Below are 14,630 nucleotides of genomic sequence, written 5' to 3' on the forward strand. Positions count from 1 at the left end.
ACGGGGCTCCGTTCATGGGCCGGTGCCGGTGGCTACCGCCGACCTGCCTGCGGTGCCTGCCGGGTTCACCGGGCGGGAGGAGGACCTGGCCCGGCTGATGCCGGTGCTGGATCCGGCGGCCGAGTCCGATCTGCCGGTGGTGATCTGCGCGGTGTCCGGGCTGGGCGGGATCGGGAAGACGTCGCTGGCGTTGGCGGCCGCGCATCGGGCGGTGCGGAAGGGGTGGTTTCCGGGCGGGACGTTGTTCGTCGACTTCCGGGGGTACGACGAGGATCCCGTTGCGGCGGATCAGGCGCTGATCGCACTGTTGGAGGGGCTCGGTGTGCGAGGCCACGACCTTCCGCGGACGACGGCTGCCCAGTACGCCCTCTACCGGCGGCTGCTCTCCGAGGAGCACCGCTCGATGCTGCTGCTCTTGGACAACGCCTCGGACCCGGCCCAGCTGTCGCCCCTCGTCCCCGGCGCGGACCGTCACCGCGTCCTGATCACGTCCCGGGACCGGCTCACGGACCTGGACGCTCGGTTGATGGACCTGGACGTGCTCAAACCGGAGGAGGCGGCCGATCTCGTCGGCAGGGCCTTACGGCTCAGTGACGCGGGTGACGATCGTGTGGGGCGGGAGCCGGAAGCCCTGGCTGAGCTGGGCGTGCTGTGCGGCCATCATCCGCTGGCGCTGCGGATCACGGTGGGCATGCTGCGCAAGCGACGGTACCGGTCGATCGCCTCGCTGGTGGCGGAGCTGCGCAGGGCCGAGGACAGGACGCGGGCGCTGGGTGTGCGGCCGGTGTTCGACGTGGCGTACGGACACCTTCCGGCGGAGCAGGCCAGGTTGCTGCGCCTGTTGTCCGTCGCTCCCACGGCGGAGATCAGCAGCGAGGCGGCGGTGGCACTGGCCGGGCTGCCCGAGGAGGAGACGTTCGCCCTGCTGGAGGGGCTGGCTTGCGCCCACCTCGTCACGCCGGTGCCGGCGGGTGAGGATGTGCGGTGGCGGCTGCACGACCTGGTGCGGGCGTTCGGGGTGGCTGTGGTGGCGGGGGACGCGGACGTGCGGGAGGAGGGGGAGGCAGCCCGGGAGCGGCTGCTGGCGTTCTACCACCGCTGGGCCGAGGCGGCCGACCTGCGCTTCCAGTGGCTGCCGGGGACGGCGGAGCCGGAGCGGTTCACGGACCGGGTGCAGGCGTTCGCCTGGCTGGACGCCGAACGCACCGGGCTGGTCGCGGCCGTGCAGTGGGCGCGCGAGGAGCGGTACGCGGCGATGGCGGTGCGGCTGGCCGGACGCCTGATCCGGTACCTGGAATGGTGGCGGTACCTCGACGACGGGCTCACCGTGGCCCGTACCGCCCTGGAGACCGCTCAGCGTCTGGGCGATCGCCCAGGCGAGGCCGTGGCATGGAACCGCCTGGGCATGGTGCTGCGATCGGCCGGCCGGACAACGGAGGCGATCGACGCCTGTCTCCGCGCCCGCGACCTGTTCCAGGACATCGGCGACCGGCCTGGCGAGGCCTGTTCCTGGGACGACCTCGGCAACGCCCTGGCGGTGAGCGGCCGCCTGGAGGAGGCGATCGAAGCACATGTCCGTAGCCGCGATCTGTATCAGGCACTCGGGGATCGCCGCGGCGAGGGCAACGCCTGGAACCATCTCGGCGCCACCTTGCAGGACGCGGGCGAGACGGAGAAGGCGATCGAAGCGCACATCCGAGCCCGCGACCTGTACCAGGCAGTCGGAGACCTCAACCGTGAGGCCCTGGCGTGGACCAACCTCGGAGCGGCTTTGGGCACGGCAGACCGCATCCGCGAGGCCATCGGCGCCTTCACCCGCGCCTTGGACATCCACCGGGGTTTCGAGGACTGGCCCAGAGTGGGCAATGTGCTCCGCAATCTGGCGGTCGCCCACGAGCTGAGCCACCGACCCACCGAAGCCCGCGCCCACTACCTCCAGGCCGCCGAGGCCTTCACCCGGGCCCATGCCCACGACGAAGACGCCGCCGAAGCCCGATCCGCCGCAGACGCGTTGACTGCGTTGGACGGGGCGGTCAAGGGGTGAGTTCGCCGGCCCGGGTACGGCACTGGGCGGCATCGGTGAGGGCGCTGGCGCTGGTGAAGGCTTCGGCGGCCTGGAGGTAGGAAGCAAGCGCCGACGCCGTGTCACCGCTGATCTGATGGGCGATCCCGAGATTGCCGAGGGTTGTGCCGATGCCGTACCAGTCGTCGAACTCCCGGCGGATGGCCAGCGCCTTGGTGAAGACCTCCATCGCCTCGCCCATCCGGCCCTCTGCGCCCAGGGCAACGCCAAGATTGTTCAACGCCATGCCCTGGCCGTGACGGTCCCCGACCTCTTCGTAAAGGCGCCAGGAGTTGGTGAGCGCGTCGATCGCCTCCTCTGCCCGGCCCGCTTCCTGCAGCGCATTGCCGAGGTTGTTCCACGCGAAGGCCTCGCGATGCTGGTCCCCCAAGGTCCCGTACAGGTCGCGGGCACGAGTCAGGGCATCGATGGCTTCCGCCGTGCGACCCGACACACCCAGGACATTGCCGAGGTTGTTCCACGTCCTCGCATCGAAGTCGGGGTCCGCCTCCAGCTCCTGGTGGAGGTCGCGGGCCCGTGTGAACGCCTCCATGGCCTCCTCCACCCGGCCCACACGCCTGAGAGCGATGCCGTGGTCGTTCCACACACCGGCCTCGGTTCGACGGGAGCCCAGACGGGACGCGGCCTGCAGAGCCACTCTGGTCACGGTGATCCAGTCGTCGAAGAACCGGCGCCACTCCAGGTATTCCCCGAGGCCGTCCGCCAGTCCGAGGGCCCCGACGGCGAACCGTCCCTCATCCGCCCACTGCACGGCCGCCACCAGTCCCGTGCGCTCCGCGTCCATCCAGCCGAGCGCCTCCGTCCGGTCGCTGAAGCCCATCGGCGCCGTGTTTCCCGGCAGCCACCGCACCCAGTCGGCGGCTGCCCGCGCCCGTGCGCCATAGAAGGCGAGCAGGTGCTCCCGTGCCGCTTCCCCCTCCTGCGGGTCCTCCTCGACCAAGGCCACCCCGAACGCCCGCACCAGGTCATGCAACCGCCATCGCCCCCGCATGCTCCCGCGTTCCACGAGATGCGTGCGCGCGAGCGCGTTCAAATCACGGATCGGCGGCGTATCCGCGCCCACCAGAACCGCCGCAACCTCCGTACTCACATCAGCCCCCGGAGCCACCGCCATCAGCCGCAGCAAACGGGCCTGCTCCGCAGGCAGCCTCCGGTACGTCACGTCGAAGGCGGCGCGCACACTGCGTTCACCGTCGTCGAGATGAGCGAGCCGGCCACGCAACTCGGCGAGTTCATCGGCCAGTTCCGCTACCGGCTTGTCCCGGTCCAGCACCAGCAGCGCCGCCGCGATCCCCAGCGCGAGCGGCAGATGGCCGCACCGCGCGGACACGTCCCTGACCGCCTCCGGCTCCTGAGCCGCACGGCGGTCCGCCGGGTCGGCGATCCGCAGGGCGCGGTCGAGAAGGTCGTACGCCTCCTGCGGCGTCAGCTCACCCAAGGGCAGCAGTCGTGCGCCGAGTTGAGGCAGCTTGGTCCGCGAGGTCACCAAAAGCCGGTGCCGTGCCTCACCGGGCAGCAGGCGCCGTACCTGCTCGGACGACGAGGCGTTGTCGGCCACCACCAGCAGCGGGCCTCGCTCCCGCCCGCGCTCCGCCAGCACCGACCGATACAGCGCCGCCCGCTCCTCCACCCCGGCCGGAATATGGTCCGGTTCCGTCCCCAGCGCCCGCAGCAACGCCTCCAGCGCCTGGTCCCCCGTCACGGGATCGTCGTCGTACCCGCGCAGGTCCAGGAAGAGCACCCCGCCCGGAAAACACCCCTTCGCACAGGCCGCGTGAGCGGCCTCCACAGCGAGCGCGGTCTTCCCGATGCCGCCCAGCCCGGACAGTGCGGCTAGCCAGCACCGGCACCCCCTCGGAACCACTGCTGGCCGCAGCCGGGTCGAGCACGTCGAGCAGTCGCCCCGGCTCACCTCCCCGACCGGTGAACCCGGCGACCCGCGCGGGGAGGGCATCCAGGGCAGTAGGGGCCGCCGCCTGCTGGTGAACGTTTCCCTTCGCGACGAACGTCCCGTTGAACTCCCCTCCCCGGAAGTCAAGGTGATCCCCGTCGTACCGCCCGCCGCTCCCGCCGACCACCGCGCCGTCCCCCGCACCGCCTCCGAACCTCGCGGCCCATACGGTACGCCCCCTTTGCACTGCCTGGGGTCACCCCTCCGGCAGCACCCCCCGCCGAAACGGCTCCACCCCCACGACCCTGCGCACCCTCACCGGCTCGATCAGCACCATCACCCGCCGCTCCCCGGGCAGGAGCCACGGATACCGCTCCTGCCCGATGTACTTCCGCGTCAGCCGGTCCATCGACCGCTCCGCCTCCTCCCCCTCCACGAACCGCACCACCCGGCCCCGGATCTCCACCCGGTCGTAGGGGTTCCCGGCGTCGTGATGGGACAGCGACACCCATGGATTGCGCCGCAGGTTCTCCTCCTTGACCCGCCCGATCGCCGTGTTGACCATGACGTACTCGCCCTCCAGGTCCACCCACATCGGCGACACCTGCGGCGCACCGTCGGGGCCGACGGTCGCGAGGTGCCAGAAGTTCGGCGCCAGCAGACGCTCGCGCACATGGCCCTCGACCTTGCCCTTCACCTCGTACACGCGACACCCTTCTCGGATTCCCCACAGGACCGGAACCGTACGATCCTACAATCCGTAATCCTGGCCGAACAGCCCGTAGTCACCGCACCCCCATCCCCCTAGCTTGTGCCCGTGCGCCAACCCCCAGCCCAACCGAACCAGTCCACCCCGCCCACCCCACCGTTCAACGCCCCCGCCGCCCGCCGGCTCCGTGCCGCCCTCGGCATGGGCCCCGAGCACGTCGCCTACGGCATGCGTGCCTCGTACGGACTGCCGTACGTCACCCCGGACCTCGTCATCGCCTGGGAACGCGGGGTCACCTACCCCAGCAGCCCCGAACTCACCGCCCTCGCGGGCGTCTTGTGGTGCTCCCCCGGTGAACTCATCGGACGCCCCCGCACCCTCCGCGAGCACCGCGTCTCCCGTGGCCTCGCCCCCGAGGACGTCGCCCGCGGCGTCGGACTCGAACTCTCCGCCTATCTGCGGATGGAGGACAGCGACACCTGGCGCGGCAACGAGCGGCAGTCCGCCGCACTCGCCGACATCCTCGACCTCGGCCTGCCCGACTTCGTCACCGTCACGGGCCGCGAGGCCAAACTCGCCGACCTGCTGCGCAGCGCCGTCACCACCCGCTGGCAGGCCTACGTCCGTCCAGTGGGCAAAACGGTGCCCCTGGACCGCGGCGTCCTGGAGGTCGTACTCCAGGAACTGCACGGCGAGTACCAGGGGCAGATGGTCGCCACCCTCAGCTGGGGCGGCGGCAGCCGGGAATCCAGCGACAACGGCCGCGACTTCCTCGACCGCATCGTCGACCACTTCTGGACGGCCGTCGACAGCAACACCGCCCAGGGCCACGGCTACTAGAACACCGACTCCGCCTCGTCCATCCGGTCCTTCGGCACCGTCTTCAGCTCGGTGACCGCCTCCGCCAACGGCACCATCAGGATGTCCGTGCCCCGCAGCGCGGTCATCCGCCCGAACTCCCCCCGGTGCGCCGCCTCCACCGCGTGCCAGCCGAAGCGGGTGGCGAGCACCCGGTCGTACGCCGTCGGCGTGCCGCCGCGCTGGACGTGGCCGAGAATGACCGGCTTGGCCTCCTTGCCGAGGCGGCGCTCCAGTTCGTACGCCAGTGCCGTACCGATGCCCTGGAAGCGCTCGTGGCCGTACTGGTCGATCTCGCCCTTGCCGTAGTCCATGGTGCCCTCGGCGGGGTGGGCGCCCTCGGCGACGCAGATGACGGCGAACTTCTTGCCGCGCGCGAACCGCTCCTCGACCAGCTTGACGAGATCGGCGGGGTCGAACGGCCGCTCGGGCAAGCAGATGCCGTGCGCACCGGCCGCCATGCCGGACTCCAGCGCGATCCAGCCCGCGTGGCGGCCCATGACCTCCACCACCATCACCCGCTGGTGGGACTCGGCCGTGGTCTTCAGGCGGTCCATCGCCTCCGTGGCGACGCCCACGGCCGTGTCGAAGCCGAACGTCCGGTCCGTCGACGAGATGTCGTTGTCGATCGTCTTGGGTACCCCGACCACCGGCAGGCCCGCGTCCGACAGCATGCGGGCCGCCGTCAGCGTGCCCTCGCCGCCGATCGGGATCAGCGCGTCGATACCGAAGTCACGGATCATGTCGGAGGCGTTCTCGCAGGCCTCGCGCAGCCGGTCGCGCTCCAGCCGGGAGGAGCCGAGGATGGTGCCGCCGCGGGCCAGGATGCCGCTGACCGAGTCGAGGTCGAGGCTGCGGTAGTGGCCGTCCAGCAGACCCGAGTAACCGTCCTCGAAGCCGATCACCTCGTCGCCGTACTGCGCGACCGCTCGGTGCACGACCGACCGGATCACGGCGTTCAGGCCGGGGCAGTCGCCGCCTGCGGTGAGAACTCCGATACGCATCGTGCTGTGTCTCCTGCTCGCTGTGGACACCGGTGAGCCACTCCCGATTCTTTCATGTCCCTCAGGCGCTCAGCACGACGACACCTTGACGGGCGCCTTAGCTATGTCGAGAGGTATTGTCAAGAGGGTTCCGCTCACTCCGGTGGGCGATTTTTGCGGCCCCTTCCCCACCAAATCCTCCCAATCAAGATGAAACGGAGAGCACGCGTGACGCGCAGCGTGTACGTGACCGGTATCGACCGCGGCGACGGCCGGCAGGTCGTCGAACTGGGGGTCATGGAACTCCTGACCCGGCAGGTCGACCGGGTGGGCGTCTTCCGTCCGCTCGTCCACGACGGCCCCGATCGCCTCTTCGAGCTGCTGCGCGCCCGCTACCGGCTGTCGCAGGACCCGGCCACCGTCTACGGCATGGACTACCAGGAGGCCTCCACGCTGCAGGCCGAACAGGGGACGGACGAGCTGGTGTCCACGCTCGTCACCCGGTTCCACCTGGTCGCGCGGGACTACGACGTCGTCCTGGTCCTCGGGACCGACTACGCCGACACCCAGTTCCCGGACGAGCTGGCCCTCAACGCCCGCCTCGCCAACGAGTTCGGCGCGTCCGTGATCCCGGTGGTGGGCGGGCGGAAGCAGACCACCGAGTCCGTGCTCGCCGAGACGCGCAACGCCTACCGGGCGTACGACGGGCTCGGCTGCGACGTCCTGGCCATGGTCGCCAACCGGGTCGCCCGCGAGGACCGCGACGAGATCGCCGACCGGCTCGCCACCCGGCTGCCCGTGCCCTGTTACGTCCTGCCCGACGAGCCCGCCCTGTCGGCCCCGACGGTCGCCCAGATCGGCCACGCCCTCGGCGCCAAGGTGCTCCTCGGTGACGACTCGGGGCTGGCGCGCGACGCGCTCGGGTTCGTCTTCGGCGGGGCCATGCTGCCGAACTTCCTCGGCGCCCTGACCCCGGGCTGCCTGGTCATCACCCCGGGCGACCGTGCGGACATCGTCGTCGGCTCACTCGCCGCGCACAGCGCGGGCACCCCGCCCATAGCCGGCGTGGTGCTCACCCTGAACGAGGTGCCGAGCGACGACATCCTCACCCTCGCCGCCCGCCTCGCCCCGGGCACCCCGGTGCTGTCGGTGTCCGGCAACAGCTTTCCCACCGCCGAACAGCTGTTCTCCCTGGAGGGCAAGCTCAACGCGGCCACCCCGCGCAAGGCGGAGACCGCGCTCGGGCTGTTCGAGCGGTACGTCGAGACCGGCGACCTGCTCAAGCGGGTGAGCGCGCCGAGCAGCGACCGGGTGACGCCGATGATGTTCGAGCACAAGCTGCTGGAGCAGGCCCGCTCCGACAAGCGGCGGGTCGTGCTGCCGGAGGGCACCGAGGAGCGCGTGCTGCACGCCACCGAGGTGCTGCTGCGCCGGGGGGTCTGCGACCTCACCCTCCTCGGCCCCGTCGACCGGATCCGCAAGAAGGCCGCCGACCTCGGTATCGACCTCGGCGACTCCCAGCTGATCGACCCGGCCACCAGCCAGCTGCGCGACGCCTTCGCCGAGCAGTACGCCGCCCTGCGCTCCCACAAGGGCGTGACCGTCGAGCTGGCGTACGACGTCGTCTCCGACGTCAACTACTTCGGCACCCTGATGGTCCAGGAGGGCCTCGCCGACGGCATGGTGTCGGGGTCCGTGCACTCCACGGCCGCCACCATCCGCCCGGCCTTCGAGATCATCAAGACAAAGCCGGACGCCTCCATCGTGTCGTCCGTGTTCTTCATGTGCCTCGCCGACAAGGTGCTCGTCTACGGCGACTGCGCGGTCAACCCCGACCCGAACGCCGAGCAGCTGGCCGACATCGCCATCCAGTCGGCGTCCACCGCCGCGCAGTTCGGCGTGGAGCCGCGGATCGCGATGCTGTCGTACTCCACCGGTACGTCGGGGTCGGGTGCCGACGTCGACAAGGTGCGCGAGGCGACCGAGCTGGTACGCACGCGCCGGCCGGATCTGAAGATCGAGGGGCCGATCCAGTACGACGCCGCCGTCGAGCCGAGCGTCGCCGCGACCAAGCTGCCGGGATCGGAGGTCGCCGGGCAGGCCAGCGTGCTGATCTTCCCCGACCTCAACACCGGCAACAACACCTACAAGGCCGTGCAGCGCTCGGCCGGCGCGATCGCGGTCGGCCCGGTGCTGCAGGGTCTGCGCAAGCCGGTCAACGACCTGTCCCGGGGCGCGCTCGTCCAGGACATCGTCAACACCGTCGCCATCACGGCGATCCAGGCCCAGTCCCCCAGCGAGAAGGCGTCCCAGCTGTGAGTTCGTCCCGTGTCCTCGTCCTCAACTCCGGCTCCTCGTCGGTGAAGTACCAGCTGCTCGACATGAGCGACGGCAGCCGGCTCGCGGTGGGCCTCGTCGAGCGGATCGGTGAGGAGTCCTCCCGGCTGAAGCACACCCCCCTGAGCACCGGCGAGACCCGCGGCTTCACCGCCGCGATCCCCGACCACGACGCCGCGCTGAAGGCCGTGGCGGCGGAGCTGGCCAAGGACGGGCTCGGCCTCGACTCGCCGGAGCTGGTCGCGATCGGGCACCGGGTGGTGCACGGGGGCAAGCACTTCACCGAGCCGACCGTCATCGACGACACCGTCCTCGCCGAGATCGAGCGGCTGATCCCGGTCGCCCCGCTGCACAACCCGGCCAACCTCACCGGTATCCGCACGGCCCGTGCGCTGCGCCCGGACCTGCCGCAGGTCGCCGTCTTCGACACCGCGTTCCACACGACGATGCCGGAGTCGGCCGCCCGCTACGCGATCGACGTGAAGACCGCCGACGAGCACCGGATCCGGCGGTACGGCTTCCACGGCACCTCGCACGCGTACGTCTCCCGGGCCACGGCCGAGCTGCTGGGCAAGGCCCCCGAGGAGGTGAACGTCATCGTGCTGCACCTCGGCAACGGGGCGTCCGCCTCCGCCGTACGCGGCGGGAAGTGCGTGGACACCTCCATGGGACTGACGCCATTGGAGGGGCTGGTGATGGGTACGCGTTCCGGTGACATGGACCCGGCCGTCATCTTCCATTTGATGCGTGTTGGCGGAATGTCCGCCGACGAGATCGACACTCTTCTCAACAAGAAGAGCGGCCTGATCGGCCTGTGCGGTGACAACGACATGCGGGAGATCCGCCGCCGGATCGACGAGGGTGACGAACAGGCGCAACTCGCCTTCGACATCTACATTCACCGTCTGAAGAAGTACATCGGCGCTTATTACGCGGTGCTCGGCCGGGTGGACGCGATCGCGTTCACCGCCGGGGTCGGCGAGAACGCGGCGCCGGTGCGGGAGGCCGCCGTGGCGGGCCTGGAGGAGCTGGGCCTCGCGGTGGACGGCGAGCTGAACGCCGTACGCAGCGAGGCACCGCGACTGATCTCGCCCGAGTACGCGCGCGTGGCGGTGGCCGTGGTGCCGACCGATGAGGAGCTGGAGATTGCGACACAGACGTACGCGTTGGTAAAGGCGTCTTAGGACTGTCCTGGGCCGATAGCAGGTCCTCACCTGAGCGGCATCCCGCCCTTTTGTATTTTCCGCCAGACGGAATATTCCGCAGCGAAACAAACCGATAGGATCGCCCCATGCGCCGTTCGAAAATCGTCTGTACTCTCGGCCCCGCGGTCGACTCCCACGAGCAGCTCGTCGCGCTGATCGAGGCGGGCATGAACGTGGCCCGTTTCAACTTCAGCCACGGCACGCACGCCGAGCACCAGGGGCGGTACGACCGCGTCCGTGCCGCCGCCAAGGAGACCGGCCGGGCCGTCGGGGTCCTCGCCGACCTGCAGGGCCCGAAGATCCGGCTCGCAACCTTCGCCGAAGGTCCGGTGGAGCTGGTGCGCGGTGACGAGTTCACCATCACCACCGAGGACGTCCCCGGCGACAAGACGATCTGCGGTACGACCTACAAGGGCCTGCCGGGTGACGTCGCCATCGGCGACCCGGTCCTGATCAACGACGGCAACGTCGAGCTGAAGGTCGTGGACGTCGAGGGCCCCCGGGTGCGGACGATCGTCATCGAGGGCGGCGTCATCTCCGACCACAAGGGCATCAACCTGCCCGGCGCGGCCGTGAACGTCCCGGCACTGTCGGAGAAGGACGTCGAGGACCTCCGCTTCGCCCTCCGCATGGGCTGCGACCTGGTCGCCCTCTCCTTCGTCCGGGACGCCAAGGACATCAACGACGTCCACAAGGTCATGGACGAGGAGGGCCGGCGCGTCCCGGTCATCGCCAAGGTGGAGAAGCCGCAGGCGGTGGCCAACATGGAGGACGTCGTGATGGCGTTCGACGGTGTCATGGTCGCCCGTGGTGACCTGGCCGTCGAGTACCCGCTCGAAAAGGTCCCGATGGTGCAGAAGCGCCTGATCGAGCTGTGCCGGCGCAACGCCAAGCCGGTGATCGTGGCGACCCAGATGATGGAGTCGATGATCACCAACTCCCGCCCGACCCGCGCCGAGGCCTCCGACGTGGCCAACGCGATCCTGGACGGCGCGGACGCGGTGATGCTGAGCGCGGAGTCCTCGGTCGGCGCCTACCCGATCGAGACGGTCAAGACGATGTCGAAGATCGTCACCGCGGCCGAGCAGGAGCTGCTGAGCAAGGGCCTCCAGCCCCTCGTCCCCGGCAAGAAGCCGCGTACGCAGGGCGGTTCGGTAGCCCGTGCCGCCTGCGAGATCGCCGACTTCCTCGGCGGCAAGGGCCTGGTGGCCTTCACCAAGTCCGGCGACACGGCCCGCCGCCTGTGCCGCTACCGCGCGGTCCAGCCGATCATCGCGTACACCACGGACGAGTCCACCCGCAACCAGCTGACGCTGAGCTGGGGCGTGGAGTCGCACGTCGTGCCGTTCGTGAACAGCACCGACGAGATGGTCGACCTGGTCGACCAGGAAATCGCCAAGCTCAGCCGCTTCAACCCCGGCGACATCGTGATCATCACCGCGGGCTCGCCTCCGGGGGTCCCCGGTACGACGAACATGGTGCGGGTGCACCACCTGGGCGGCGGGGCGCGCGACTGAGGCCGGGTTCGGCACTTCGCGTACGACAGTGAGGGCGCCCCCCTGTGGCGGGGGGCGCCCTTACTTGCGGCTCCCGGATGGGCTTTGAAGGGCGCTCAGTCGGTTATGTACTGATGCATCCCCGGCACGGTCAGCGTGCCGCCGAACTGGGCGGCCTGGGTGACCTTCACGTCGGTGAAGTAGATCAGGGGGATGTTCAGCGGGGGCGGGTGCTCCGGGCTGAACGTGATCGGGATCAGACCGAAGAGGTTGCCGGAGATGCTCTCGGTGTACATCACCGTGTCGCCGTCGGTGATCGTGGACATCGAGCCCTTGGCCGCCTGCACGTGGTAGGTCTTTCCCGCCTGCTTGTCCTTCACCAGTTGGTGCAGATCGCCGATGTCGGTGCCGCCCGAGATGACGTACTTCAGCGCCTTCTTGGTCTTGCCGCTGGCGGTCCTCACCTCGACGACGCCCTGGTAGTCCGCGCCCTTCAGCAGCAGCGAACTGGCCTCCAGATACCAGGGGTCGTCCGCCACGGCGATGGGGTTGTCCACGCCGCCCTCGGCGTCCGTGGCCTTGGGGCAGTCCTCGGGGTCCACCGTGGAACTCGCGGACGGACTCGGCGTGGCGGTGGCCTCGCCGGTGGGGTCGGGCGACTCGGTGGCCTCCTCGGTGGCCTCCTCGGTCACCTCGCCCACGGTGTCCTCGACCGTGTCGGTGGCCTTTCCGGCGGCATCGCCGTCGGCACCGGACGGGTCATTGCCACTGTCGGAGTTGCTGAAGCTGCCCGAGTCGCCCGTGTCGCCCGTATTCCCGGACGGCGCCTGCGCGTCGGCGCTCGCGCTCGGGGAGGCGGACGGGGACGTCGTCGGGCTCGCGGACTCCTTGGCGCCGCCGCCGGTTATGCCGTCCACGACGCCGGTTATCGCATCGCCGATCGTGTCGAGCACGCCCTTGTCGCTCTCGGAGGCCGACGGGCTCGGCGTGGGCGCCTCGGCCTCGCTCTCCTTCTCCGCGGCGGGTGCCGAGGACGAGGGGGAAGGCTTGGGCTGGGCCTCGTCGTCGGAACCTGAATCCGACGACGAGTCCTCGCCCGAAGTCCCTGACTCGTCCGAGGAGTTGTCGTCGGACGATGCCGAAGGGCTCGGCTCCGCCTGCTCGGCGGACTCGCTCTCGCTCGCCGAGGCGGACGGCGACGGCGTGGCCGACGCATCCTCGCTCGCCTCGGGGTCCAGGGCCGCGACACAGTCCTTGAACTGGTCGACCTGGTCCGCGTACTCGTCGGCCGGCAGGCTCCGGGACGCCGGCTGTTCGTCGGCGAGGGCGAGTTTGGGCGTGAATCCCATGCCCATGAGGACCGCGGTCGGCATCGCCGCCAGGGCTATCGCCTTGCCGGCCGGCATGTTGAGCCTGGTGAACAGCGGCTTCCTGGGTGCCGCGTGACGCGGCCCGGTTCTCGCCCGGGGCCCGTCCAGATCGGCCACGTGGGCCACCTCGTCAGCCGGCACTGTGCCTCCCGTTCGCCCCGTTCGCCGGGCTCGTTCCTGACAGGTCGTTCGGCTCGCCCACCGTGTCCTCGTCCGCCTCGGGGATCGCGCCCGAGGGGGTGCCGTCGCCCTCTTCGGCGTCCTTCGTCGTCTCCGGCTCGGGCGGCACGCCCGGCGCCCAGGACACCGCCATCGCGCCGCCGATCAGCGAGAACAGGAAGCCGACGACGAAACCGCCGAAGTTGGACACCGGGATGGACACCAGCGCCAGCAGGATCGCCGCGACACCGGCGAAGATCTGGATGTGCTTCTGGAACCAGAGGGTGAAGCCCAGGACGACGAGCAGCACGCCGATGATCAGGGACCCGGCGCCCGCGGTGGTGGACATCGCCAGCGTCAAGTGACCGATCTGAAGGTTCGCATACGGGAAGTACATGATCGGCACGCCACCGATCATGACGAACAGGCCGGCCCAGAACGGCCGCGTGCCCCGCCAGGCGCGGAACTGCAGTCTCCGGCGGGTGAACTGGCCGGTGGCGGCAGGAGTCTCGGCGCTCATGGAAAACAGCTCCCTGGTGCGGCGTTGCTGTGGTGAGGGTGTTGTGCGATGTGGGGGGATGGTGCGCGGCGCGCGGAGAGTGGGCGGGCGGGGCGCCGTCGGCTCCCCCGCCCCTCATCGAGTGCCTAGTAGCACTCGACGCCCGCCCCGCTGCCGCGCTTCAGCTTCATCGACAGTTTCGGGAGCGTGAAGGTTCCGGCGGTGGTCGCCCACGCCGTCTGCTTCACGTTGGTCAGCTGCACGGTCTCCGCCTGCTGGCCGAAGCCGTGAGGGTTGGCTACCTCCTTGCCACCCTTCATGCCGGGGCCGGGGCCGTCCTTCATCCCACCGGCGGCCACACCGATGTCGATGTTCGTGAACTTGGCGTTGGCCGCGAGGTCCTCGACATCGATGTACAGATTGTCGGCCGTGACCTGCTGCTTCTCGTCGGAGCTGTCACCGGCCTCCAGCCTCAGGGTGACCGTGCCGACGAGCGGGATGTTCGGCGTGACCACGGACTGGCACATCTTCTCGATGCGCGCAGTCTCGAACGCCGAGACCGCTACGGCGTGCCCCTCCTTCTTGCCGTCGAGGCTGGTCCCGTAATCGACGGCCCCGTACTGCGAGAAGCCCGTGCCGTTGAGCTCCTTCGCGGTGACCTTGAACGACTGACCGGACACACTGAACGACGCCGCGAGAGCACCCTGCGCGAGAGCGACACCTATGCACGCCGTGGCGGCGACGCTGGGCACCATGACCACAGCGAACCGCTTCCATCTGGTCCCACCACGCACTTGGGACTCCATAGTTCCTCCTTCTCGGACGTACATCGCCTGCCCCGGATCGCCTTCGGACGACGGCTCAACCAGACAGGGATGGGAGAAGTGCTACGTCCTCGGGAAGGGGAGCGCCCGCGCTCGGCGGCGCACAACGGCGCCCGAATCACCGGCGATCACCCCCGAGCGACAACCACTGGTCGCGCCTGACACGCATCACGCACAACCTTGCTGGACAGGCTTCGCCGGTGGGCGAAGACCCCC

11 protein-coding genes are annotated in these 14,630 nt (G+C 69.9%); 5 read left to right on the forward strand and 6 right to left on the reverse strand.

What is annotated here, in order from left to right; genetic code table 11:
• The first annotated feature begins 28 nt into the window (after positions 1-28).
• Positions 29-2,044, forward strand: a complete 2,016-nt coding sequence (locus HJD23_RS11940) for a tetratricopeptide repeat protein (protein ID WP_240980689.1) — start codon at positions 29-31, stop codon at positions 2,042-2,044.
• On the opposite strand, the gene HJD23_RS11945 is transcribed toward HJD23_RS11940, so the two are convergent.
• Positions 2,034-4,037 (reverse strand): tetratricopeptide repeat protein, encoded by a 2,004-nt coding sequence (locus HJD23_RS11945; RefSeq protein ID WP_240980690.1) that lies wholly within the window; start codon positions 4,035-4,037, stop codon positions 2,034-2,036. The genes HJD23_RS11940 and HJD23_RS11945 overlap by 11 nt on opposite strands.
• 193 nt (positions 4,038-4,230) lie before the next feature.
• A complete protein-coding gene (locus HJD23_RS11950; RefSeq protein ID WP_171117986.1) occupies positions 4,231-4,680 on the reverse strand; it encodes a PPOX class F420-dependent oxidoreductase in 450 nt (149 codons plus the stop codon).
• Positions 4,681-4,791: 111 nt separating this feature from the next.
• On the opposite strand from HJD23_RS11950, the gene HJD23_RS11955 reads away from it, so the two are divergent.
• Positions 4,792-5,523 (forward strand): helix-turn-helix transcriptional regulator, encoded by a 732-nt coding sequence (locus HJD23_RS11955; RefSeq protein ID WP_171117988.1) that lies wholly within the window; start codon positions 4,792-4,794, stop codon positions 5,521-5,523.
• Here the strand turns inward: HJD23_RS11955 and HJD23_RS11960 are convergent.
• Complete coding sequence (locus HJD23_RS11960) at positions 5,520-6,545, reverse strand: ATP-dependent 6-phosphofructokinase (protein ID WP_171117989.1); 1,026 nt, start codon at positions 6,543-6,545, stop codon at positions 5,520-5,522. The two genes, HJD23_RS11955 and HJD23_RS11960, sit on opposite strands and share 4 nt — an antisense overlap.
• A gap of 207 nt (positions 6,546-6,752) precedes the next feature.
• Between HJD23_RS11960 and pta the strand changes: the two genes are divergently transcribed.
• The 3 genes from pta to pyk all read left to right on the forward strand — a co-directional run bounded on the left by pta (position 6,753) and on the right by pyk (position 11,583).
• Positions 6,753-8,843: a phosphate acetyltransferase gene (pta, locus tag HJD23_RS11965; RefSeq protein ID WP_171117991.1), complete on the forward strand. Its 2,091-nt coding sequence runs from the start codon at positions 6,753-6,755 to the stop codon at positions 8,841-8,843.
• Positions 8,840-10,045 carry an acetate kinase gene (locus HJD23_RS11970; RefSeq protein WP_171117993.1) on the forward strand — a complete coding sequence of 402 codons (1,206 nt, stop codon included), beginning with the start codon at positions 8,840-8,842 and terminating at the stop codon, positions 10,043-10,045. The genes pta and HJD23_RS11970 overlap by 4 nt, the downstream gene beginning before the upstream one ends.
• Before the next feature lie 107 nt (positions 10,046-10,152).
• Positions 10,153-11,583, forward strand: a complete 1,431-nt coding sequence (gene pyk, locus HJD23_RS11975; RefSeq protein ID WP_171117995.1) for a pyruvate kinase — start codon at positions 10,153-10,155, stop codon at positions 11,581-11,583.
• A gap of 95 nt (positions 11,584-11,678) precedes the next feature.
• Here the strand turns inward: pyk and HJD23_RS11980 are convergent, their stop codons facing one another.
• The 3 genes from HJD23_RS11980 to HJD23_RS11990 all read right to left on the reverse strand — a co-directional run bounded on the left by HJD23_RS11980 (position 11,679) and on the right by HJD23_RS11990 (position 14,396).
• Positions 11,679-13,073 carry a hypothetical protein gene (locus HJD23_RS11980; protein ID WP_171117996.1) on the reverse strand — a complete coding sequence of 465 codons (1,395 nt, stop codon included), beginning with the start codon at positions 13,071-13,073 and terminating at the stop codon, positions 11,679-11,681.
• Positions 13,063-13,611: a DUF6114 domain-containing protein gene (locus tag HJD23_RS11985; RefSeq protein WP_171117999.1), complete on the reverse strand. Its 549-nt coding sequence runs from the start codon at positions 13,609-13,611 to the stop codon at positions 13,063-13,065. Before HJD23_RS11985 ends, HJD23_RS11980 begins: the two co-directional genes overlap by 11 nt.
• A gap of 125 nt (positions 13,612-13,736) precedes the next feature.
• Complete coding sequence (locus HJD23_RS11990) at positions 13,737-14,396, reverse strand: DUF6230 family protein (protein WP_171118001.1); 660 nt, start codon at positions 14,394-14,396, stop codon at positions 13,737-13,739.
• Between the last annotated feature and the right edge of the window lie 234 nt (positions 14,397-14,630).

Source organism: Streptomyces sp. Z423-1, assembly GCF_013009255.1.
Taxonomy (GTDB): Bacteria; Actinomycetota; Actinomycetes; order Streptomycetales; family Streptomycetaceae; genus Streptomyces; species Streptomyces gossypiisoli.